Source organism: Streptomyces sp. NPDC026515, from assembly GCF_055567595.1.
This window is the reverse complement of sequence record NZ_JBVHQD010000033.1, coordinates 37,408-60,443: the sequence shown is the minus strand read 5'-3', so window position 1 is coordinate 60,443 and position 23,036 is coordinate 37,408. Positions and strand designations below refer to the sequence as shown.

16 protein-coding genes are annotated in these 23,036 nt (G+C 69.9%); 9 read left to right on the top strand and 7 right to left on the bottom strand.

The window, feature by feature from the left end; translation table 11 throughout:
- Positions 1-319: 319 nt before the first annotated feature.
- Positions 320-613, top strand: coding sequence for a WXG100 family type VII secretion target (locus ACZ4O3_RS41165; RefSeq protein WP_467727461.1), 294 nt, complete (start codon positions 320-322; stop codon positions 611-613).
- A 75-nt stretch (positions 614-688) separates the two neighbouring features.
- The gene (locus tag ACZ4O3_RS41160; protein WP_467727459.1) at positions 689-5,077 is read left to right on the top strand and encodes an FtsK/SpoIIIE domain-containing protein; all 4,389 of its coding nucleotides are present in this window, start codon (positions 689-691) and stop codon (positions 5,075-5,077) included.
- Between the two features lie 169 nt (positions 5,078-5,246).
- On the opposite strand, the gene ACZ4O3_RS41155 is transcribed toward ACZ4O3_RS41160, so the two are convergent.
- The gene (locus ACZ4O3_RS41155) at positions 5,247-5,882 is read right to left on the bottom strand and encodes a hypothetical protein (protein ID WP_467727458.1); all 636 of its coding nucleotides are present in this window, start codon (positions 5,880-5,882) and stop codon (positions 5,247-5,249) included.
- Positions 5,883-5,913: 31 nt separating this feature from the next.
- Positions 5,914-6,207: a hypothetical protein gene (locus ACZ4O3_RS41150; RefSeq protein WP_467727457.1), complete on the bottom strand. Its 294-nt coding sequence runs from the start codon at positions 6,205-6,207 to the stop codon at positions 5,914-5,916.
- 143 nt (positions 6,208-6,350) lie between these two features.
- Between ACZ4O3_RS41150 and ACZ4O3_RS41145 the strand changes: the two genes are divergently transcribed.
- Both ACZ4O3_RS41145 and ACZ4O3_RS41140 read left to right on the top strand, forming a co-directional pair.
- Positions 6,351-7,028, top strand: coding sequence for a hypothetical protein (locus tag ACZ4O3_RS41145; RefSeq protein ID WP_467727456.1), 678 nt, complete (start codon positions 6,351-6,353; stop codon positions 7,026-7,028).
- Positions 7,029-7,385: 357 nt separating this feature from the next.
- Entirely contained in the window at positions 7,386-8,957 is a 1,572-nt protein-coding gene (locus ACZ4O3_RS41140) for an ABC transporter substrate-binding protein (protein WP_467727455.1), read from the top strand.
- Here ACZ4O3_RS41140 and ACZ4O3_RS41135 read toward each other — a convergent pair.
- Positions 8,897-9,793: a hypothetical protein gene (locus ACZ4O3_RS41135; protein ID WP_467727453.1), complete on the bottom strand. Its 897-nt coding sequence runs from the start codon at positions 9,791-9,793 to the stop codon at positions 8,897-8,899. The genes ACZ4O3_RS41140 and ACZ4O3_RS41135 overlap by 61 nt on opposite strands.
- A 91-nt stretch (positions 9,794-9,884) precedes the next feature.
- Here ACZ4O3_RS41135 and ACZ4O3_RS41130 point away from each other — a divergent pair, with 91 nt between their 5' ends.
- Positions 9,885-10,430: a hypothetical protein gene (locus ACZ4O3_RS41130; protein WP_467727451.1), complete on the top strand. Its 546-nt coding sequence runs from the start codon at positions 9,885-9,887 to the stop codon at positions 10,428-10,430.
- A 989-nt stretch (positions 10,431-11,419) separates the two neighbouring features.
- On the top strand, positions 11,420-12,109 hold the full coding sequence (locus ACZ4O3_RS41125; RefSeq protein WP_467727449.1) for a response regulator transcription factor: 690 nt from the start codon (positions 11,420-11,422) through the stop codon (positions 12,107-12,109).
- A 234-nt stretch (positions 12,110-12,343) separates the two neighbouring features.
- Here ACZ4O3_RS41125 and ACZ4O3_RS41120 read toward each other — a convergent pair whose 3' ends face one another.
- On the bottom strand, positions 12,344-13,132 hold the full coding sequence (locus tag ACZ4O3_RS41120) for an MHYT domain-containing protein (RefSeq protein WP_467727447.1): 789 nt from the start codon (positions 13,130-13,132) through the stop codon (positions 12,344-12,346).
- A 539-nt stretch (positions 13,133-13,671) separates the two neighbouring features.
- Here ACZ4O3_RS41120 and ACZ4O3_RS41115 point away from each other — a divergent pair.
- Positions 13,672-16,077, top strand: coding sequence for a SpoIIE family protein phosphatase (locus tag ACZ4O3_RS41115; protein WP_467727446.1), 2,406 nt, complete (start codon positions 13,672-13,674; stop codon positions 16,075-16,077).
- A 67-nt stretch (positions 16,078-16,144) separates the two neighbouring features.
- On the opposite strand, the gene ACZ4O3_RS41110 is transcribed toward ACZ4O3_RS41115, so the two are convergent.
- Genes ACZ4O3_RS41110 through ACZ4O3_RS41100 form a run of 3 tightly spaced genes read right to left on the bottom strand, consistent with a single transcriptional unit; the run spans position 16,145 to position 19,831 of the window.
- Positions 16,145-18,523 (bottom strand): ABC transporter permease, encoded by a 2,379-nt coding sequence (locus tag ACZ4O3_RS41110; RefSeq protein ID WP_467727444.1) that lies wholly within the window; start codon positions 18,521-18,523, stop codon positions 16,145-16,147.
- Between the two features lie 46 nt (positions 18,524-18,569).
- Positions 18,570-19,319, bottom strand: coding sequence for an ABC transporter ATP-binding protein (locus ACZ4O3_RS41105; protein ID WP_362717716.1), 750 nt, complete (start codon positions 19,317-19,319; stop codon positions 18,570-18,572).
- Entirely contained in the window at positions 19,316-19,831 is a 516-nt protein-coding gene (locus ACZ4O3_RS41100) for a PadR family transcriptional regulator (RefSeq protein ID WP_362717719.1), read from the bottom strand. Before ACZ4O3_RS41100 ends, ACZ4O3_RS41105 begins: the two co-directional genes overlap by 4 nt.
- A 122-nt stretch (positions 19,832-19,953) precedes the next feature.
- Here ACZ4O3_RS41100 and ACZ4O3_RS41095 point away from each other — a divergent pair, with 122 nt between their 5' ends.
- Both ACZ4O3_RS41095 and ACZ4O3_RS41090 read left to right on the top strand, forming a co-directional pair.
- Positions 19,954-21,225, top strand: coding sequence for an ABC transporter substrate-binding protein (locus ACZ4O3_RS41095; protein WP_467727441.1), 1,272 nt, complete (start codon positions 19,954-19,956; stop codon positions 21,223-21,225).
- Between the two features lie 186 nt (positions 21,226-21,411).
- A complete protein-coding gene (locus tag ACZ4O3_RS41090) occupies positions 21,412-23,028 on the top strand; it encodes a glycoside hydrolase family 13 protein (RefSeq protein WP_362717725.1) in 1,617 nt (538 codons plus the stop codon).
- The last annotated feature ends 8 nt before the right edge of the window (positions 23,029-23,036 follow it).

Below are 23,036 nucleotides of genomic sequence, written 5' to 3'. Positions count from 1 at the left end.
TCGTCTTCGCCCGGATCGGCTCCGGGGCCTGTGGCTGGTCCGCAGACGGGCGTGCCGACCGGTTCTGGATCTGCGCCGTCGGTGTCGCATCCGGGTTCGTTGCCGGTGTCGCACCCGGGGGATGCCGCGCCGCCGATCCGCCCGGACGCCGGGTCCGTGAACGGCCCCCAGACGGGCTCGCCCACCGGCCCCGGGGCGGAGCCGACCGGCACCCGCCCCGGCTCCTCGAGCGACGGCGCCGGCGGCTAGAGCCCTCGTACACCCAGTTCTCCATCCCTGAACGGATGGACGGCATCAATCACCAGCAAGGAGTACTTCCGTGCCCAACTACAGCGTCAACTCCGACACCACCTCGTCGACCTCGCAGGCCCTGCTCAACGACTTCTCCCAGCTCCAGGACAAGCTCAACGAGGTGCGCGGCAAGATCTCCACCCTGCTCGCCGACGGCTACAGCACCCCCGCCGCGCAGCAGAAGTTCTCGCCGTTCTTCGACGAGTTCGCGAAGGGTTTCGAGCAGGTCAACCAGGGCCTGCAGGGCATCGGCCAGTACGTGAAGACCGTCGGCGAGGCCTTCGACCAGACCGACAACCAGCTCGGCTCCTCCCTGTCCTGACCCACCAGCCCGGCTCGCCGCACGGCGATCGGCGCCGCACCCACCGCTACTCGAGAAGGACGATGAGCAGTGCGATTGACCGTCAGCGTTCGTGACCCGCGTGCCGAGGGGGTGTCCACCACCGTCGCCGTACAGACCGAACCGACCGCCACCGCGGACAGGTTCGCGGCCGAGCTGGCACGTGCCGTCGGGTACGTGGGGACCGACGGCACCACGGCGGAGCAGGCTCTGTACATCGGCTCGAAGCTCGTCGACCCCGGGAGCACACTCCAGGCGGCGGGTGTACGGGACGGCATGGACCTGGGGCTCGGCGCTCCCGTGTCAGGGGAGCCCGAGCCCGAGGGCAGTACCGAGATCCGCGTCGTCGCCGGCCCGGGGGCGGGCACCACCTACTGCCTGGTTCCCGGCGACTACGACATCGGCACCGCCCCCGGCTGTCGCGTCCGGCTGGCCGAGGGCGCGCCACCCCACGCCGCACGGGTGCGGGTGCACCTCGACGGCAGCGCCCGGCTCCTGGCGGCGGAAGCGGCCTCGCTCGACGGCAAGCCCGCGAGCGAACCGTCCCCGTGGCGCGAGGGAAGCCAGCTCACGGTGGGCACCATCCTGCTGGAGCTGACCTCACGGCGCACGGCCCGCGCCCCGTTGGTCGCGGCGGAGGACGGGCTCGGACTGGAGTTCAACCGGCCGCCGCGCTTCCTGCCGCCCGCGGCGGGGGCGAAGTTCCGGCTGCCGAGCCCGCCCCGCAAGCCCGACAAGCGGCCCATCCCCCTCCTGCCGATCCTGCTGCTGCCCGCCGGCAGCGCCGCGATCGCCATCTTCGTCACCCACCGGTGGTCCTTCGTCTTCATCGCCCTGCTCTCCCCGATCGCCGCCCTGGTCACCCAGTTCGGCGGCCGCAAGCAGGCGATGCTCAAGTATGCGGAGTCGAAGGAGGACTACGACCGGTCCGCGGCCGCCGTACGCGCGGACATCGACACCGCCGTCCTGGAGGAGCAGCACAACCTCCGTCTCTCCCTGCCTGATCCGGCGGCACTTCTGCGGATGGCGGTACAGCCGTCGGAACGGCTGTGGGAGCGCCGTTGGCGGGACCCTGACTTCCTGACCGTGCGCGCCGGCACCACCGATCTCCCGTCGGCGGTCAGCGTCGACGACCCCGAGCAGGACGAGCACCGGCGCGACACCGTGCCGTGGCTGAACCAGGTGCCCGTCGCGCTCCCGCTGCGCCGCGTCGGCGTCGCGGGTGTCGCCGGGCCCGGCGCGACCCGCCAGGCCGGATGGCTGACCGCCCAGGCCGCCGCCCTGCACAGCCCAACGGACCTGCGCATCGTCATCCTCGCCGGACCGTCCGGCGAGGACGACTGGTCCTGGACGCGCTGGCTGCCGCACACCCAGGCGCAGGGCGAGGACGCCTACGCCCTGGTCGGCAGCACCGCCGACTCGCTGGCCCGCCGCATCGGTGAGCTCGGCCAGATCGTCGCGGCCCGCGGCGCAGCCGGACCGGAGGTCACACGGGGCGGAGCCAACGGCTACCCCGACATCCTCGTCGTCCTGCAGGAGGCCCGCCGCGCCCGCTCCCTGCCAGGAGTGATCGGAGTGCTGCGCGACGGCCCGGCCGTGGGTGTCTACACCATCTGCATCGACCGGGAGGAGCGGCTGCTGCCCGAGGAATGCGGTGCCGTCGTCGTCACCGGCGTCGACGCCACCACGGCCAAGGTCCGCACCGGTTCCGCCGCCCTGGAGAACGTGCGCAGCGACTTCCCCGAGGGGGACTGGTACGACCGGTTCGCCCGTGCGCTGGCCCCGTTGCGGGGCGTCGGCGACAGCGACGAGAGTGCGCTGCCCGGCTCCGTACGCCTGCTGGACCTGCTGGACATCGAACCGCCCACCGCGCAGGCCCTTGCGGCCGGATGGTCCCTGGGCGGCCGTTCGACCAGGGCCGTGCTGGGCGTCGGCTACGACGGCGAGTTCGCCGTCGACCTGGTGCGCGACGGCCCGCACGCGCTGATCGCCGGCACCACCGGCTCCGGCAAGTCCGAACTCCTCCAGACGCTCGTCGCCACGCTCGCGGTGGTCAACCGGCCCGACGAGATGACCTTCGTCCTCGTCGACTACAAGGGCGGCAGCGCCTTCGCCGAGTGCGCCGACCTGCCGCACACCGTCGGCCTGGTCACCGACCTGGACACCCGGCTCGTGGAGCGGGCACTGATCTCTCTGGGCGCCGAACTGCGCCGCCGCGAGACACAGTTGGCCCAGGCGGGCGCCAAGGACATCGAGGACTACCTCGACAAGCGCTCGCGTGGCGGCAACGTCCTTCCCCCGCTGCCCCGACTGCTCCTCGTCATCGACGAGTTCGCCTCGATGGTCCGCGAACTGCCCGACTTCATCTCCGGGCTGGTCAACATCGCCCAGCGCGGCCGGTCCCTCGGCATCCATCTGGTGCTCGCCACCCAGCGGCCGGGTGGCGCGGTAACCCCGGACATCCGCGCCAACACCAACCTCCGTATCGCCCTGCGCACCACCGACACGAGCGAGAGCCGCGACATCATCGACGCTCCCGACTCCGGCGACATCTCCCCGGCGAACCCGGGCCGCGCCTATGCCCGCCTGGGGCCGTCGGCACTGCTGCCGTTCCAGTCCGGACGCGTAGGCGGCCGCCGACCCGGCGGCCTGCCCGCCACCGGGGCGCCGGTGGCCGTGGACGCCGTGCCCGTGCCGTGGCGGGACCTCGGCGGTCCGCTGCCCAGGGCGCGTTCACGCGGAGGTTCCGCGGCCGCGCAGAGCGAGGCGGTCACCGACCTCGCGGTGCTCGCGGGTGCGGTCGCGGAGGCGGCCGCCCTCTCCGGTGTGCCGCGTCAGCCCAGCCCCTGGCTGCCCGCGCTGCCCGGCGTGCTGACGTGGACGGTGCCGCCCGCGCCGAAGCCCGCCGCCGAACGCGAGGCGGCCCTGGCCCCTGTCGCGTACGGCATGGTCGACCTGCCCGCCCAGCAGTCCCGCGCACCGCTCACGTTCGACCTCGACCGGGCGGGCCACCTGCATGTCATCGGCTCCCCTCGCAGCGGGCGCTCCCAGACGCTGCGCACTCTGGCCGCGGCGCTCGGCCAGGCCCACGGAGCCGACGACGTGCACCTGTACGGTATCGACTGCGGCAACGGCGCCCTCAACGTGCTGACGTCGCTGCCGCACTGCGGTGCGGTCGTCGACCGCACCCAGATCGAGCGCCTCGGCCGCCTCATGGACCGGCTCGGCAGCGAACTCACCCTCCGTCAGAGCGTCCTGGGTGCCCGCGGTACGGCCGACCTGACCGAGCTGCGCCGCGGCCGGCCCGCGCCCGAGAGGCTTCCGCACATCGTGCTGATGGTCGACCGATTCGAGGTCTTCGAGCGCGAGTTCACCTCCTACGACAACGGCAGCTACATGGAACGGCTGCTGCGGCTGCTGCGCGACGGGGCGGGCGTGGGCATCCACGTCGTGCTCGCGGGCGACCGGGTGCTCGGCGGCAGCCGCTTCTCCGGCACCACCGAGGACAAGATCGTCCTCAGGCTCAACGACCGGCAGGACTACTCCAGCGTCGGCATCCCCACCAAGTCCGCTCCGACTGATCCGGAGCCCGGACGCGGCATCCGCACCCAGGATCTGAGTGAGGCGCAGATCGCGGTCCTCGGCGAAGACCTGGCGGGTACCGCCCAGGCCCAGGTCCTCGCGGCGCTCGGCCAGGAACTGGCCTCGCGGGAGAGCGCGGTGCCGGCTGCCCGCCGGCCGATCAGGCTCGACGTGCTGCCCGAGCGGATCTCGTACGCCGACGCCCTCCCCCTGCACCCGCAGGCCGGACCGATGCGGCCCCTGGTCGCCGTCGGCGGCGACACCCTCACCTCGCTGGGCCCCGACCTCACGGACGTCCCCACCTTCGTGATCGCCGGACCGCCGCGCACCGGCCGCAGCACCGCCCTGCTCACCGCGTCCGAGTCGCTGCTCGCGGCCGGCACCGGGCTCATCGTGCTGGCCCCGAGGCGTTCACCGCTGCGTACCCTCCAGGGCAGGCCCGGAGTGGTGTCCGTGTTCACCGACGCCGACGTGCCGGTGGGCGACTTCCGGCAGGCGCTGAACAACGTCTCGCAGGAGTACGGCGTCATCGTCGTCGACGACGCCGAACTGTTCATGGGAGCCGAGATCGACTCCGATCTCGCGCTGCTCGCGCGCGGTGGCGCCGGCACTGGCTGGGGCGTGCTCGTGGCGGGCAACGCCGAGTCGCTTTCGCTGTCCCTGGCCGGGTGGATGGGGCAGGTCAAGCGCAACCGCAGCGGCATGCTCCTGTCCCCGCAGGGCCTGAGCGACGGCGAGGTCATCGGCGTGAAGCTGACCCGGGGTCTGGTCGGGCAGGCCCCGCAGCCGGGCCGCGGCCTGATCCACCTCGGCGACGGAACCCTCAGAAGCGTCCAGGTGCCGTACCTGGGAGCCGGCATGTGAGAAAAGCCGGAGGGGCTCCGTCGTGCCCCGTGGGGGAGCCCCTCCTCGTGTCCCCCTCACCTTCTCGGGGGAGGGGCTACGGCCTCTGCCGCGGGGCGGCCGAACGAAGGCGGCCGCCCCGCGGTGACGTCAAGAGGCGGGTCCGCCGGGTCACCACGGCGGCCGGTGGTCAGGCATCGGAACCCACTTGTGCGGGGACCTGCTTCCCTTCGGCGGTCAGAAAGCGGAACGTGCCGGTGATGGCGTCGAAGAGGTCGTACACCTCGTTCTTCAGCGGCAGGTTGGGGCTGGCGAGGGTGACCACGAGGAAGTCCTGCGTGGTGCCGGGCACCGGCATCATCGTGTGCATCGTCAGCAGCTTGACGCCGATGTCCCCGGTCAGCCGGGTCACCTCGGTGCCGGTGACGCGTGCCGCGGGGCCGACATGGGGGACCTTCACCGAGGTGATGACACGGTCCTTGGGTACCTCGCCGTTGGCCGAGGAGACACCCAGCTGCGCCGACAGGACGGGCAGCGTCAGCTCGTGCCCGGCGGGCGTGGTGACGGCGAAGACCATGCCGTACGCCATGAACAGACCCTCGGGATACATGGTCGCCGTGCCCGACGCCAGCAGCGCTCCGTAACGCCGGGCCGCCCGGGTCACCTCCCGGCCCTGCCGGAACATGTCGTTGATCTCGGCCTTCGCGCGAGGATCGTCGGTCGAGGCCAGCGCCCGCGCGCGGACCTGTGCCAACTCCTCACCGCTCAGATCGAACTGGTCCCACTGATCGGGGATGTCCAGCAGAAAACGCTGTGCCGTACTCATCGTCCGTCCTTCACCGTGTCCGTCGGGGGTCTCACGTGCCGGACCCGCCGTCGAGATGAGCGGCCGCGTCCCGGTCGGTCTTCTCGAAGGCGTCCAGGATCTGCTGGATGGCGTCCCGGATGCCCTCCACCTGCTTCTGCAACTGGTGCTTGCCGTCCTCCCAGCGGTCCTCGAAATTCTGCGCGGCACCGCGGGACAGCTCAGGGCCGAAAGCCGCATCGAAGTCGAACGTGTGGTGTCCGATGTCGATGTTGTTGTGTACGAAGTCCAGCCTCTCCTGGGCCTCTTTGAGCTCGTCCCCGGGGACGTTCACGTTCGACGACACTGCGGGCTCCCGATCCTGCGCGTAAGGGCTGCTCTGTACGAGACCCACGACGCGGGGGCGGTGGAATGTTCACCGGGGAGCACAGCGGTGGTGGGCGGGGCCGGGCGTTGAACCTTTCCCGGGGCCTGTGTCGTGTCTCGGGCATGACCTCGTTCTTCAGCGGCCTGCTGTCCCACGGCACCGCAACCCGCCGTGCCTCCGCCGCCACCGTTCTCGCTGTCTGCGGGCTGGTGAGCCTGAGTGCATGCGGCAAGGTGATCCAGATCGGTGACAGCTCGGCGCCGTCCACTCCCGCTCCGGCCACGTCGTCCGCGGCTCCCGCGACCGCGGCGCCCGCGCAGGGCGGTGCGGGCAACTCGGCACTCCAGGTGGTCGACTCCACCGCCAGGGACGCCGGCCTCAACGGAACCGGTGGCACGGTGGTGGGCACGGCGGTCCAGGAGACGCCGCCCAAGTGGGTCCAGCTGTCGGCGGTGACCTCACCCGACCTTGCGGCACCCCACCTGATCAACATCAACCAGGCGGCGCTCTACCGCTTCGACGGCGACAGCGCCGGTTCGGGCGAGTCCAACTGCAACGACGCCTGCGCCACGAAGTGGCCCCCGGTCATCATCAAGGACGGCGGCAACGTCTACCTGGCGGGCGTGAACCCGAAGGATGTCGGAGCCGTCCGCCGGGCCGACGGCAAGGTCCAGGTCACCGTGGGGGGCTGGCCCGTCTACCGCTTCTCCGGCGATTCCGGGGCCGGTGACCTGAACGGCCAGGGAGTCGACGGCAAGTGGTTCGCGGTCGGCCCCACAGGGCAGAAGGCGGTGCGCTGACGCAGGCACCCGGGGGCTGTGGTTCGTGTCCGTCGCACCGCTGTGGGTCGCGATGCGGCGGTTGGCCATGTCCGCGGCGCAGCGTATCGCGCTGCCGTCCTGCAGGCTCCGTCGAAACTCATGCCTACCACGATTGTTCTGTGTCGTAGCCGTTCGGCCCCGTAGGCTGCCTGCGCGTCACCACTTGCTGCCCAAACGATCCTGATCGGTCTTTCCGCTTCATTTTTCCGTGCTCACAGCTGGTAGAAACCCCGTGCTATCTGCGGCTGCGTCAGAGCCACCGGGCCTCGTATTCGGCTTCATGTCGCTCCCCCGGCAAGCAGCACATGGAAATTGAACATGAAGAAGGCATCTCGAGTGAGCAAGCGCAGCAGGTGGATGATTTTGCCTGCCCTCCTTGGAGTGGCGTTCTCCTTTTTGACCGGATGCGGTCCAGGGGTCGGTCCCTCTGACGGTCCGCACATGGTCGTGGGAATGTCCGACGATATTCTGGCGACCGATCCGGCCTCCGGTTACGACCCAGGTTCATGGCTGCTTTTCAACAACGTGTTCCAGTCGCTGCTCAGCTTTCCCAACGGGATTACGGAGCCGGAGCCCGATGCCGCGGACAAGTGTTCCTTCACCGACGACCGAAGCCAGGTCTATCGCTGTACGCTCAAGGACGGACTTCACTTCAGCAACGGTGATTCGCTGACCGCGCAGGATGTGAAGTTCTCCTTCGACCGGCTGCGCAAGATCGACGATCCGGCGGGGCCGGCTGTGATGTTCCAATCACTTCAGCGGGTCGAAGCGCCGGACGACAGGACGGTGGTTTTCCGGCTCAACACGCCTGACGCCACCTTCCCGAGCAAGATTGCCTCAGGCGCCGGATCCATCGTCGACCGGCACGAGTACCCGTCGAACGCGCTGCGACAGGACCACTCGGTGATCGGTTCGGGGCCGTACACGTTGGACTCGTTCGACAGGGACCAGGCGACCTTCTCGGCCAACGGCAGGTACAAGGGAACCGCTCACCTCAAGAACTCCGACATCACGCTGAAGTTCTTCCACGGCGAGCGCACGACGCTCAAGGACGCACTGGTCGACGGCGACGTCGACATCGCCTACCGCGGCCTCAGCGCGCAGGACATCGTCGGTCTCTCGCGGAGCAAGCGAGATGACATCGACGTCGTCGAGGGTGACAGCGCCGAGGTCCAGGATCTCGTGTTCAACATGGACGATCCGGTGGTGGGCCGACTCGGCGTCCGTCAGGCGATCGCCTACCTGATCGACCGGAACGCACTGGTCGACCGTGTGTACAAGGGCACGGCCATACCGCTGTACTCCATCATCCCGGCCGGCATCGCCGGCCACAACACCGCCTTCTTCGACCAGTACGGTGAGGACCCCTCCCGTTCGAAGGCGGCCGCCGCTCTGCGGGCGGAGGGCATCACCGAGAAGGTGAAGCTGACCCTGTGGTCGACTCCGGACCGTTACGGTCCGGCGACGGACGACGAACTCAAGCAGATCGCAGCCCAGTTGAATGCCAGTGGCCTCTTCGCCGCTCAGATGAAGTCCGTCTCGTTCGGCCAGTACGAGAAGGAAATCGCCGCCGGAAAGTACGGCGTCTACGTCAAGGGATGGCTTCCGGACTATCCGGACCCCGACAATTTCACGACGCCGTTCTTCGGAACGGGCAACGTGCTGGACAACCACTTCGAGAACCCGACCATCACTCAGAAACTCCTTCCGCGAACGGCGTCCGAGAGTCACCGCTCCGCCACTGCACCCGATTTCGAGCAGATACAGGACATCGTGGCCGCCCGAGTGCCGATGCTGCCGCTGTGGCAGGCGAAGCAGTACGCGGTCATCCGCAGCGACGTCAGCGGCTATACGTACTGTCTCGACGCCTCGACTGTCTTCCGGTTCTGGGAACTCCTCAAATCCTGATCGGACATGGGGCGGATGTGACATGGGCGGCGAACCTGCCGACAGCACCGTGATGTCGACATGGAGCCTTTTCCAACCGCATCCCTGTGCTGCTCCTCGGCCTGCTGACGACTGAACCGATCTGTAGCGGGGTCGTGACCAGTAGATCCGCAGTCTGTCCCGGCGGCCCAGACACTTCGCCGAGCATGGTCAGCGGCGCTGACAGCCGGGTTAGCAAGGGTTTGGCCCTCCGGCAGCTCCCATGAGGCGAACCAGTGGGGGAACGGCCCGGCGGAGGGCGGGAACGCGAACGGCGAGGTGCGGTCGGTGAGCAGGCGCAGCACGAATTCGCCGGTTCCGCAGTCGAAGCGCTGCCACTCACCGTCCAGGTACTGCACCAGAACCGGCCAGTCGTCGGGATCGGCCGGTCCGGTCAGCCAGTGGAAGGTCAGCTCCTGCTCGGAGGTCCCCCATATGAGCACGCCGCCAGGCGCGGGGTGGACCGGGTATGGCCGGTACAGGTCGGCGTACCGTGCCATGCCCTGACTCCAGGAGACCAGATCCGTGCCCAGCGCACCAGGCACCAGCAGGTCCAGGTACTCGTCGAAACTGCCCGCGCCGAAGGCGTCGACGATGTCCTTGCAGTCACCGGGCAGCGCGGTGCCCAGCGCTGCCTCCGTCGCGGCCCAGTCGACGCCGCACCGATCGGGCTCCGTCCACCCGGTGGCCTCCCGCAGCAACGCCGCCCACCCGACACCGGGCGGGCGGGTGAACACGTGCCGGGCAAGGATCACGACGCGGCGCGGGCCATCGGGGGTGGCTGTCACGCCGTATCCGAACCAGTGCCCGGCCAGCACCCACCCGCGCAACTCCCTCCCCGCCGATGGGAAGACCACCCTCCCCGCCCACCGGCGGACCGTCGGGCACCCCTGCCGCCGTAGACTGGCCGTGGGGGCACCCCCGATCGACGGCGTCAGGTCGCGGGAGGCGGCGTCGGCGGACGCCGCGGCGGAACTCGGCATGGCCGACGCCGCCGGCGAATTCTGGCGCCCGTTCGCGCGTACGGGCGTCTGCTCACCGGCCGGAGCGGGCCTCGAAGACGCCGTACGCGTGACGGAGTGCCGGATGCCGCCCGCCCTCGGGGCTACGACCGATCGGATCGCGCCGGGACCCACCGCAGCCGGGAGAGTGGTCGTGACCGCGGCAGGCCTGTGGGTCGGACCGTGCGGCAGCCCACCGCCGTACGCCGCCGCGGTGCGGGCACCCTCCCGTGACACGCTGGCCATCGAACTCGTTTCCCCAGAGCGTGCGTTGGACGAGGGCCTGTGCCAGAGCCTGGCCCTGGTGCTGGAGCGGCTGGGGCCCGGCCTGCGCGAGCGGGTCGTGTTCCACACCCACGGGAACCTTACGGCGAAGGACCGCGCCCAGCTGCACGAGCTCCGCGAGCGGCACAGGCTCGGGACCGGTCGCGGTCACGATGGCCACAGGAACTAAGGGCCTGCCCTGCGTCCGGTGGATGACACGCGATGTTGTACGCGTGCGTGGAAGGCACGTCCACGCGTCGGCGCGGGCCTCGTACGCGTCGAGTCGGCCTCCCCTGCCGATTTTGGAATGCAACCATGAGTCGGTCGCAGGCCGGCCCCTATGGAACCGGTGCGTCACGGAGGCATTGTCACCGACAGAAACGCGAGTGCTCCAGCGCCGCCCGGAATGGACAACGGATGATCGTTGATCATTTTCCGATCGGCCCTGGCCGTACGCTGTCCGGATCAGTTCAATCGTACTTTCGGGTAACCATACTGTTTGGTCGATCGCGCAACGAAGACGCCTCAAAGGGCAACTCTCATTATCGGGGGTCGCCTTGTGCGTGGCAGCGGCCAAGAGCGGTTGTATGGTCCCTCGGAACGAGCAAGGATTGTCGCGTGGAACGACGGTGGGCATGTACGGGAATGCGCCTGATGCGGTAGTGCAACTGCGCGCCGACGCACAAGGGTTCACACACGGCCGTCGCATCGCGACAGATGCCGAGGCGACCTCGGGGGACGCCGGATTGTGGTGGGCGCACCTCGCTGCGGGTCGTGGAAACAGACCAATGGCTCTCTACGTGCCGTGGTAGCCACTTCGGTCACTCTCGGCGGAGACATCCGTGCTCGTCATGACGGCGGTGCGCGCGTGCCTGCGGGTATGCGATCCCTCCTGTGCCCCGAGGGCGGCAAGGGTGCCTCCCCGGACGTCGATTTCCTGGCATCCGGAACATACTCGGCTGCCACGGGGGCCATTTTCCCCCGGAACTGACATGACGGAGCCGACTCTGCAAGGCGGCGGAACGGACACTCGGAACGAAGAGCCTCAATGGCGTCCCACGCGGGCGCCGTTGTACGACCATTGACATGTGCGCCCAACACCGGCCCTCGGACTCCATCCGGCCGGCGGTTCCACGGTGAAGCACTTTTCCCGGAACCACCCCCCACATCATCGCGACCGTGCGTCGAGACCACGTCGTGCCGATCCTGGAGGACCCTGCGTTGACTCACAAGGAGAAATCTCCTGCCCCGATATCGATCGTCGTCAGGGCGGCCGATCCGGTGTCCTTGCAGGGGGCGGAAGTACTCCTGCGCAGGTCGGACGGGACGGTGCTGCTGCCCCCGGACCAAGTGGGGCGCGCCGATGTCGTCCTGGTCCTGGCGAACGAGGTGACGGAGGAGGCCATGTCCTGGATGGAAGAGGCATCGACCCTCTCCTCCAATCCTGAGATGCGTATCGTGCTGGTCGCCGACCGCATCAGCAGACCTCGACTGGCCCGGGCCGTGCGGCACGGCCTGGTCAGCGTGCTGCCCCGGGCACAGACGGGCTTCCCGGAGATCGCGCAGGCCGTGCTCAGCAGCCGGGCCGGCAGCGCGCAGATGCCCGGGGACCTACTGAGATCACTGGTCGAGGAACTGCGCACACTGTTGCGCGATCCGACGGGGTCGATTCTCCCCGGCGGGTTCGAAGGACGTGAAGTCGAAGTTCTCCGTCTATTGGCGGAGGGCTTGGACACCACGGAGATCGCAGCCAAGCTCAACTATTCCGAACGTACCATCAAGAACATCATCTTCGCGGTGACCAGGCGTCTGAATCTGCGGAACCGGACCCATGCGGTGGCCTACGCCATGCGTATAGGTGCCTTGTGACGTGTCGCTCCACCGTGACCGGGCCGGTCGGCAAGTGCCGCTCCGGGTTCATTTCGTCTCCGCCTTGCCGGATGAAAAAGGGGAAACCTTTTTCCTCACTGCGGTGGGCGGCCGAAGCAGACACCGACGTCGCTGCCGTGACCGGCGGCCTCTGCTCCTCTGGTGGCCGTCGGGCGACGGCGCGTCCGGCGACTGGGACATGACGGGCCTTCACCACCGGCCGGGACCCACGTGTCACCTGCCGACATGCACCACCGGACCCGCCTCGATGGCCGGTCGCTCGTCACTGACCGGAACGACAAGGGGCAGGGCGGGGGCGGGTCCCACACGGTGGACGGGGTCCGGCAACGGACACCACGGCATCCCCCGCGGGATGAGTCGAGCCGGTTCGTCGTACACGTCCCGGACCGGTGTGATGTGGAGGTTGAACGCCACGGTGAGGACCACCAGGATCATTACGGCGGCCAGCGGGACGATGAAGGCGGGTCCGCTCACGCCTCCACCCCGGCCGGCCGACACACCGGGGGTCACGGACACGGCCGCGAGATCGGTGTACTGGGCACAGCAGAGCTCCGCCCCGACCAGCAGGGAGGCGCCGGCGGCTGTTGCCCTGGAGCCGACGGTCGCCGTCAGCCACAGTACGGCCGTCGTGCCGACCGTGGTCAGGAGAGCCGAAGCCAGGGCGGCACCCACGGACGAACGGACCCCGGCCCGAGTGTCCAGGGCGGCCATGCCCAGCGCGTGAGCGCCGAGGAGACCGACCGCCATGACAGCGCCGGCCGCGATCAGCCCCCGCGGAGTGCGCCGGACGTCCGCCAGGCGCAGACCGAGTGCCGTCGAGCCGACACAGATCAGACCTGAGACCACGGCCAGGGGTCGGTCGCAGTCGATCGGCGTTCCCCCGGCTTCGAAACCGATCCACGCGATCAGGTGCATTCCCCACAGGCCGGCGCCCAACGCGACGGAGCCGCAGGCCAGCCACTTCCACTCCGGCCTCGTCCGGCGCGCCCGGAAGCGGGCCATGCAGGCCCACCCTTGAAAAGAGCCCACACCCGCGGTCACGTATGCGAGAACGGGGAAAATGGCGTCTGAAAAGACGTGTTGATGGCCCACGGCCGGACTCCCACTCCGAACGAAAAACGCATCAGATCGATGACGCGTTACCATCCCTCCGCGCGATGGCGCAGAGGGGCCCGCAGGGCCAGGGTGGGCGTTTCCTGTATCGGCCCGGCCGCAGATCCGATCCGGAGCTTTCGTAATCCGCCCGGGCCACGTCCATTCTGACCGGAAGAACCCTGTCGGAGAATGGCGACAGGGTCAGCACTACTGCCCTTTGGGGAAAATCGGCGAGCTCGCCTCGAAAGCTCGAGCCGCGGCCCCGGGCCCCGGCCGATGCGGTCGCGATGTTCGGCGCCCGAACGGGAGCGCCCCGAACGTACGGAGCCAGGGGTGCCTCTGTGGCGATCGTGGTCCTGATGATGCAGACTGACGCAGAGGTGGACTATTTATACAGATGACGGATATTACGCCCACTCGACGGAAAGCGACGGCGGCGTCTCCGAATGACAGAAGTGCCTCCTCCCCAGCAGCCGGCGGACCCCACCGGACACCTGGCAGTGGCCCTCCTGGACGGATCGGGCAACGTCATCGGCTGGTCAGAGGCGGCCGAGGCGCTGCTCGGTTACCGGGCGAGCGACATAATGGGCCGCCCCGCCGCCGTACTCACCCCTGCCGCCGATGGCCCGCCACGCCCGCAGGGTGGCGAGTGGAAGGGGATCGTACTGCTCCGCCACGCCTGCGGGCACGATCTGGAGATGCGCGTCCGCATGTGCGCGATGCCGGACGCCTCCGGCCGCGCGCAGTGGCTGATGACGGCCACCGATCCCGGCCTCGACGCGCTCCGTGGCGTGAACCGCTCACTGCTGGACGGCCTGCTCTCGCACTCGCCCGTCGGCATGGCCGTGATGGACACCAGCCTGAGATACGTGTGGGTGAACGAGGCCCTGATACGCACCTCGGGTGCGCCGGACCGGATCGGACGCACCGTCAGCGCGGTCTTCCCGGCCGAGAAAGTGGCCACCGGCGAGCCGAAGATGCGGCGGGTCCTGGAGACCGGCGAACCGCTGATCGACTTCGAGTACCACGGCCCCACCCTGTCGGACCCGGCCGGCGAGCACGTGTACTCCGCCTCGTTCTTCCGTCTGGAGAATCAACTGGGCGAAGCCACCGGGCTGTGCTATCTGGTGATCGACGTCACCGAGCGCTGGCGGAGCCGCCAGCGAGAGCAGATGCTGAGCCGGGCCCGCGCCTGCGGCAAACAGCTGGATCTCATGCAGACCGCCCAGGAAATGGCGGAGATCTGCGTACCCGACTTCGCGGACCTGGTGACCATCGACCTCCTGGACTCCGTGGTCCGGGGCAGGGAGGCTCCTGCCCCCTCCGCGGAGGACACCCTCTTCCTGCAGCATGCCGGACACAGGGCCGGCAGCGAGGTGTGCGCGACCACTCTGGGTGGTACCGGCAGCCCCGTGGTGTACCGGTCTTCTCCCCGTGTCACGCACAGTCTCACCACCGGCGAGGGAATCTTGGAATCCCCGCTGGACCCCATGGCGGGCGCATGGGCGCAAGGGGCCCCCGGACGCGCCAAGATGATCGACGACCACGGCTTCCACTCCTCGATCACGGTCCCGCTCTGCTCAGGCGGTACGAGGCTCGGCCTCGCCACGTTCATCAGGGCCGCGAACGGCGAACCCTTCAGCGGCGAGGACCTCAAGTTCGCCGAAGAGTTCGCCTTTCACGGGAGTTCCTCACTGGCCGCCGCCTACCGCTTCACGCAGGAGCGGCGGATCTCCCTGTCCCTGCAGCGGAGCCTGCTGCCCGGCCGGCTTGGCCCGGACGAGACCGTCGAGGTCGCCTGGCGTTACATCCCAGCCTCCCCGGAAGCGGGTGTCGGCGGTGACTGGGTGGACGTGATCCCGCTTTCCGGGGCGCGGGTCGCCCTGGTCGTCGGCGATGTGGTGGGACACGGCGTCAACGCGGCCGCGGACATGGGCCGCCTGCGGGCCGCCGTCCACACGCTCGCCGCCATGGACCTGCCTCCGGACGAACTCCTGGCGCATCTGGACGACTTCGTCACGAGCCTGTGCCGGGAGCAGCCGGCCTGCGGGGCCACCGCCGATGGCGACCCGAGTCCCGGGGGAACCCACGGTGCGACCTGCCTGTACGCCGTCTACGACCCTGTCGCCCAGACCTGCACGATCGCCCGCGCGGGCCATCCCGCACCGGTGATCATGCGGCCTGACGGCACCATCTCCGCGCCCGGTCTTCCGATGGGTTCCGCGCTGGGAGTGGGCGACACCCCCTTCGAGGCCGCCGAGATCCCCTGTCCCGACGGCACCCTGCTGGCCTTCTTCACCGACGGTCTCGTCGAGGACCGTGACAAGGACATGGACGCGGGCGTGGCCCGGCTGCACTCGGTCCTGCGCGACGTGGAGGCGTCCCTGGAGGAACTGTGCGACGCAGCGGTCGACGCCCTGCTCTCCCGCCCCCTGGAGGACGATGTCGCCCTTCTACTCGTCCGGTCGACATCATTCCCGGCCTCCGACGTCGCCGTCTGGGACATCCCGGATGATCCGGCGGAGGTGCGCCAGGCCCGCTCCCTCGCCAATCGCCGGCTCAAGGAGTGGAACCTGAGCGAGCTGCAGTTCACCACGGAACTCATCGTCAGTGAACTCGTCACCAACGCCATGCGCTACGGCTCCCCGCCGATCCGGCTCCGCATGATCCGGCACAGCGCGCTCATCTGCGAAGTGATCGACGGCAGCAGCACCTCGCCGCGTCTACGCCATGCGAGGACCACGGACGAAGGCGGGCGCGGCCTGTTCCTCGTGGCCCAGGCATCTCAGCGGTGGGGCTACCGGTACACCGGATCGGGAAAATCGATCTGGTCGGAGCAGGATCTGCCCTGAGCCCTGAGCCCTGAGCCCTGAGCCCTGAGCCCTGCGTCCGGTCGGCCCCGGCCCTCACCCGCCCGGTTCAGGCGACCGCGGCCAGGGTGTCCGCCAGCCGCCGCCGTGCCGCGCGTGCCGCCGGCAGCGCCGCGAGAGCGGCCGCGCCCAGCACGGTGGCGGCCCCGAGCAGCACCAGCAGCGTTGCCGGGGGACCCTGGGCGATGCCCGCCCCGATACCGCTGGACACGCCCTGCTGGTCGATCAGCCACCGCGCCAGCGGCACGCCGACGGCGGCCGCTGCGAGGAAGGCGGCGAGCGCCGTGCACCCCGTGGCCGTCATCGTGACCGCGGTGATCTGGCGCGGGGACAGGCCGATGGCCTTCAGCGCCAACAGGTCGCGCTCGCTCTCGCGGACCGAGCCGCCGATGGCCGTGAGCAGCTCGATCAGGCCGATCAGCGCAAGAACGAGAACGAGTCCGGGCACGACCCCGCGCAGCGGCGAGAGCTCGTCGGCCGGGTTGGTCGCCGCGACCACGTCGAGGTCGTCGCGGCCCGCCGCGGTCAGTCGCTCGGCCACAGTGTGCGGGTTCGCGCCGGGCCGCAGGCGCAGCTGGTAGAGCGCCGGGGTGATGCGCGGGTCGTTCTCACGCAGGGTGTCGAGCGAGGTGGAGATGACGCGGCCGGCGTTCTCGGGTTCGATGCTGCGGCCCACGATGTGCAGGATCTGCGGCTGGTCGCCGACGGTCATGCGCACCCAGTCGCCGATCCGCACGTTCAGCAGGTCGAGCAGGCCCTGGCCGACGACGGCCTCGTCACTGGCGCTGGGGGAGCGGCCCTCGGCGACGGCGTAGGGGTAGGGGGAGCGGGCGGTGCCCAGGCCACGCAGGGCGATGGTGGCCGTCTGGCCCGGGACCAGCGCGGCCACCTCCACGCCCGGGTAGACGGCGGCGACCTGCGGATCGCGGCGCAGCAGGCCGCGCACATCCGCGTCGCCGGACCCCTGGCGTGGGTGGACGGTCAGGCCGGCCGGGACACCGATCTTCTGCGGCTCGCTGTGGAAGCGGTCGAGGGTGGTCCACGCGCTCATGGCCACGACGATCAGCAGCAGGGGCAGCGCGAGGCGTGCCACCGTGGTCAAGGACCGCACTGGCCGCGCGACGGCCGCGTGCCAGCCGAGCACCAGGCCGGCCGGCACACCGATGCCGATCGCGCGCCGCATCACCGCGGACAGCGGTCCCCCGGACCGGGCGGAGGCGACCAGCGGCTGCAGGGCCCGGCGGGCGGCCGCCCGCGCGCCCCGGCGGGGAACCGGGCCCGCCGCCCGCGCGGGGCCCGACCGCGCCGGAGGTGTGGGCCTGACACCCGGTACCGGCGGCACCCGGCCCGCCCGCCACGCGGCCAGTCCGGTCGTCGCCGCGATGAACAGCACGGCTCCCGCCGGGATGGCGAACTGGGCCACCGCATGGCCCGGCAGGATGCGCCACATGCGGACGGCGTCACCCAGACGGCCTGGGACGTGACCGCCCACGGTCTCGGTCACGGCCGCCGCGGCCAGCGCGCCGAACAGGGCGTAGGCGATGTGCTGGCAGAGGAAGACACGGACGACCTGGCTGGGTGTGAATCCGATCGCCTTGAGGACGGATATGTCCCGCAGATGGCCGCGGATGCGGGTGGCGATCGCCCCGTGCACGGCGAAGCCCGCCGCGATCAGCGCGCCCAGACCGAACAGGCCGAGCACCTGGCCGAGCAGCCGGTTGTCACCCTGTGCCTCGGCGCGTGCCTGCTGCCAGGTGGAGACCTCGCCGATGGCACCGGCGCCCAGCAGGGTGACGGCGCGCTGGACGGCATAGTCGGTGTCCGCGGGGTCGACCAGGCGCAGGCCGATGACCTGGCCGGTGGGGTGTGTCACGGCGGCGGGCAGGGCCCAGACGAGGCCGGGCTGCTCGCCGGGGCGGTAGCGGTCCTCAGGGCTGTCGGCGACCCCGACGACCGTGAGCCTTCCGCCGCCGGGCAGGGTCAGGGTGTCACCGGCGCCGGCGAGCAGAGCCCGGGCCAGGCTGCTCTCCAGGACCACGCCGTGGGGGGTGCCCGGGTCGAGCCAGTGTCCCGCGGTCAGGAGGGGACGCCCCACGCGGGGGAGCTCGGAGGTGGCCCGCAGTTCCACGGCCGCGGGGGTGCTGCGGGTGACGAGGCTCGTCTCGCTCGTGGCGTAGGGGCCGGCGACTGCTTCGATCCCGTCCACGCCGGTCAGCTTGCCGAGGTCGGTGGCGGAACCGGTGTGGAGCCAGACGTGTGCCCCGCGGGCCTGGGTGAACGTGCGCTGCCAGGGATTGGTGGCGTAGCCGAACAGCGCGGTGGCCAGCAGCAGGGACATGACGATGCCGGCGGTGGCGAGCACCAGGAAGAGTGCTTCCCCGCGGTGGGTGCGCAGATCGGAGTGTGCCCAGCGCAAGGTGGCGCGCATGAGATCCATCCCTTTCGGGGTCGTCGTACGTCCACGGGTCGGCGCGTCAGTCGGAGAGGTTGAGGACTCCGGAGGCCCCGGGCCGGCGTGACGGCGTGCTGTCGAGTTCGGCGTCGTCGGCGATCCGGCCGTCGAAGAAGCTGATCACCCGGTCCGCAGCGCTGGCGAGCCGGGCGTCGTGGGTGACCAGGACGATGGTCTGCCCTCGCTGGTGGAAGCGGGACAGCAGCCGCATCACCTCGCGGGTGCCCTTGCTGTCGAGGCTGCCGGCGAGTTCGTCGGCCAGCAGCAGCGGGGGATGGTTGACCAGGGCCCGGGCCAGCGCGACACGTTGCTGTTCGCCGCCGGACAGCTCACCCGGCAGGCTGCGTTCCTTGCCTGCGATACCCAACTCGGCGAGCAGTTCCTCTCGTTCGGCTCGGGCCCGCTTGGGGGAGACGCCGGCGAGGAGGGCGGGGAGTTCCACGTTGTCGGCGACCGAGAGGTTGGAGACGAGGTTGAAGAACTGGAAGACGATGCCGATACGCTTGCGGCGCTCGACCGCCCAGCGGGCCTCCCGCCAGGTGTCGGTGCACTCACCGTCCAGCCAGAGGGAGCCGCTGTCGGGCTGCTGGAGTCCGCCGAGCAGGTGCAGCAGGGTGGACTTCCCCGCCCCGGACGGGCCGGTGACGGCGACGAACTCGCCGCGGCGGACGCTCAGGTCGACGCCGCGGACGGCATGGGCCGGGCCGCTCTCGCCGTAGTGCGTCCGTATCAGGTTCTCTGCGCGCAGCACGGGAGCGGGGCTGTCGCTCACTCCAGCTCCTCCAGCTCTTCCTGGCACCGTTCCAGCCAGTCGAGGTCGGCCTGGAGGTGCAGCATCGCGCCCTCGATCAGGAGGTGGGCGACGCGGTTGTCGCGGTCTTCGACGGCGGCCAGCTTGGACAGGTTGCGCATGGAGTTGAGGTACTGGCGCCGTTGTTTGTTGATGAGGGCGATCCGGTCGGCGAGACCGGTCCCCGGGGCCAGCGCCAACTTCATGAAGAAATCGTCCCGCACCCTCGGCTCGTCCTCGGGCCGCTCGAACCAGGCACGCAGCTCTTCCTGCCCGGACTCGGTGAGGCGGTAGACCTTCTTGTTGGGCCGGCTCGACTGTTCGATGTCCTCGCCCTCGATGAGTCCCTGCTTCTCGAGGCGTCCGAGGGTCACGTAGATCTGGCCGACGTTCGGCTGAGGGTACGCGGAGCCCAGCAGTTGCTCAAGGCCCTGCTTCAGCTCGTATCCGTGGGCAGGGCCGCGGGCAAGAAGGGCAAGGAGAGGCTGACGCACTACCGCACTCTCCCTGTCCTCGTAATGTGTTCCCGGGCCCTAGTATCGCCCATACCTAACGGGTATACATGGCCTTCGGCTGTGGCGATGCCGCAGGCGGGAACATGTCCAGGGAGGAACCTATGCGGTGGATCAGGGCCGCGGGTAGGTGCCTCCTCGTTCTCGGCGTGGTGCTGACCGGATGCGTCTCCTCGAACGAGGGGGACAGGGATGGCGCCGGTGGCGGCCGCGGCCCGCTGACGCTGGCCACCGCGGGGGACCTCACCGGGTATCTGGGCACGGTGCTCGACGGCTGGAACCGTACGCATCCCGGGGAGCGGGTCACGCTCGTCGAGCTGCCGGACTCGGCGGACGAGACGCACGCCCAGATGGTCACCGATCTGCGTGGCGGCGGCCGGAGCCGGTTCGACGTCCTGAACATCGACGTCAACTGGACCTCCGAGTTCGCGGCCGCGGGATGGATACGCCCGCTGGCCGAGAACCGCTTCCCGCTCACATCGTTCCTCAAGCCGGTCGTGGAGACGGGCGAGTACGGTGGGCGGCTGTACGCCGTTCCCTACGTCACCAACGCCGGGCTGCTGCTGTACCGCAAGGACATCCTCGCCAAGGAGGGTGTGCCGCCGCCGACGACCTGGGCGGAGCTGGAGCACGACGCGAAGACCATCGCCCCGAAGTACGGCCTGGACGGCTACGCCGGCCAGTTCCTCCCCTACGAGGGCCTGACGGTGAACGCCGCCGAGGCGGTGTACTCGGCGGGCGGCACCATCCTGGGCGACGAGGGTGACCGGGTCACGGTGAACTCTTCGGCGGCCCGCGAGGGCATCGACTTCCTCGCACGCGGCGTGCGCGAGGGGTGGATACCCAAGGCGGCTCTCTCCTACAAGGAAGAGGAGTCCAAGCAGGCCTTCCAGGACGGCCGGCTGCTCTTCCTGCGCAACTGGTCCTATGTGTACGCCGTCGCGTCGGCGCCGGGTTCTCCGGTGGCCGGAAAGGTCGGCGCCGTACGGCTGCCCGGTCCCGAGGGACCGGGAACCAGCGTGCTCGGCGGCTCCGATCTCGCGGTCAACACCCATGCCCGGCACCCGGAATCGGCCGCCCGGCTGATCGCGTACCTGACCAGTGAGCGGGTCCAGCGCCAGGTGCTCACGCTCGGCGCGCTGCCGCCGGTCCGGGCCGCGCTCTACACGGACCCGGACCTGGTGGAGCGGTTCCCCTATCTGCCCACCCTGCGCGCGAGCGTGCTCAGTGCCGCTCCGCGCCCCAAGAGCCCGCGCTACGAGCAGGTCAGCCTCGTGGTGCAGGCGGTGGTGCACGACGCGATGACCGGACACGAGTCGTCCGACGCGGCCGTCCGGCGGCTGGCGAAGGAACTCGCCGCCATCTCAGGGCACTGACTCTCTTCTTTTAGTTACTTGTTAGGTAACGCCACGGTCTCGACTCGCCGCCTGCGGTCTGAAATATCAGCATAAAAAGAGCCGCTGTTCCGTAGTTCGTGCACTTTCCATTGACACGCTTCGGACACGCCTACTTAACATGCATGCATAACCACTGAGCACATAGAGACAGGCACTGGGTTGAACATGCACCGCTGGTGGCGCGACGCAGTCATCTATCAGGTGTACGTCCGCAGCTTCCTCGACAGCACCGGAGACGGCATCGGCGACCTCGCCGGAGTCCGGGCCGGCCTGCCGTACCTGAAGAAGCTCGGCGTCGACGGGATCTGGCTGAGCCCCTTCTACCCCTCGCCGCAGCATGACCACGGCTACGACGTCGCCGACTACTGCGACGTCGACCCGACCTTCGGCGACCTCGCGGAATTCGACCGGCTGATGGCCGCGGCCGGACGGCTCGGTATCCGGGTCCTCCTCGACATCGTCCCCAACCACTGCTCCTCCGAGCACCCGTGGTTCAAAGAGGCCCTCGCCGCGCGGTCCGGCAGCCCGGCCCGCGCCCGCTTCCACTTCGCCGACGGCCGCGGTCCCGACGGCTCCGAACCGCCCAACAACTGGCACGCCATGTTCGGCGGCCCGGCCTGGACCCGCATCACCGAGGCGGACGGCCGCCCCGGCCAGTGGTACCTGCACATGTTCACGCCGGACCAGCCCGACTGGAACTGGCGCAACCCCGAGACCGGCGCCGAGTTCGACCGCGTGCTCCGCTTCTGGCTCGACCGGGGCGTCGACGGCTTCCGCATCGACGTCGCCGCCGGCCTCTTCAAGCACCCCGAGCTGCCCGACTCCCCGGACCCCGAAGCCGACGCCCGCACCCGCGACTCGGTCAACCCCCTCGCCTGGAACCAGCCCGAGGTGCACGACGTGTGGCGCCACTGGCGAGCGGTCTGCGAGGAGTACACCGCCCGCGACGGCTCCGAACGCCTCCTGGTCGGCGAGGTCTCCGTTCCCACCGCCCGCGAGCACGCCCGCTACGTCCGCGGCGACGAACTCCACCAGGCGTTCTTCTTCGACCTGCTCAGCGCGCCATGGAGCGACGACGCCTTCCACAAGGTCATCTCCGACGCCATGCAGGACATCGCCGGCACCGGCTCCACGGTCACCTGGGTCCTCAACAACCACGACCAGGTCCGCACCGTCACCCGCTACGGCGAACCCACACCGGAGGGCAGCGGCCTCGGCCCCGCCCGCGCCCGCGCCGCCGCCCTGCTCATGCTCGCGCTGCCCGGCGCCGCGTACATCTACCAGGGCGAGGAGCTCGGCCTCCCCGAAGTCATCGATCTGCCCGACGACGTGCTCACCGACCCGATCTTCCGGCGCACCGGCAGCCGGGACCGCGTCCGCGACGGCTGCCGAGTCCCACTGCCCTGGTCCGGCCAGGCCTCCCCCTTCGGCTTCACCTCCGGAACCGAAAGCGCCCGACCCTGGCTGCCACAGCCCGACTACTTCGCCCAGTACGCCACCGACCGGGCCCTCGCCGACACCCGCTCCTTCTGGCACCTCTACCGCGACGGCCTCCAACTGCGGGCCACCCTGCCGCAGCTGGGCGAAGGCTCACTGCGCTGGCTGGACACCGACCCAGGCGTCCTCGCCTTCGTCCGCGGCGACGGCCTCGTCTGCGCCGTCAACTTCGGCACCGCACCCGTGCCCGCACCGATCCCCGGCACCCCTCTTCTCGCCAGCGGCCCCTGTCCGACCGGCGTCCTCCCCGGATCGACCGCCGCCTGGTGGATCAACGACCTCTGAACATTCGG

Bases quoted from the DNA above. Each gene is read 5' to 3' on its own strand.
- ACZ4O3_RS41145 (WP_467727456.1), top strand. From the start codon at position 6,351: ATGACCTCGTTCTTCAGCGGCCTGCTGTCCCACGGCACCGCAACCCGC.
- ACZ4O3_RS41120 (WP_467727447.1), bottom strand. From the start codon at position 13,132: ATGGCCCGCTTCCGGGCGCGCCGGACGAGGCCGGAGTGGAAGTGGCTG.
- ACZ4O3_RS41115 (WP_467727446.1), top strand. From the start codon at position 13,672: ATGACAGAAGTGCCTCCTCCCCAGCAGCCGGCGGACCCCACCGGACAC.
- ACZ4O3_RS41155 (WP_467727458.1), bottom strand. From the start codon at position 5,882: ATGAGTACGGCACAGCGTTTTCTGCTGGACATCCCCGATCAGTGGGAC.
- ACZ4O3_RS41090 (WP_362717725.1), top strand. From the start codon at position 21,412: ATGCACCGCTGGTGGCGCGACGCAGTCATCTATCAGGTGTACGTCCGC.
- ACZ4O3_RS41095 (WP_467727441.1), top strand. From the start codon at position 19,954: ATGCGGTGGATCAGGGCCGCGGGTAGGTGCCTCCTCGTTCTCGGCGTG.
- ACZ4O3_RS41110 (WP_467727444.1), bottom strand. From the start codon at position 18,523: ATGCGCGCCACCTTGCGCTGGGCACACTCCGATCTGCGCACCCACCGC.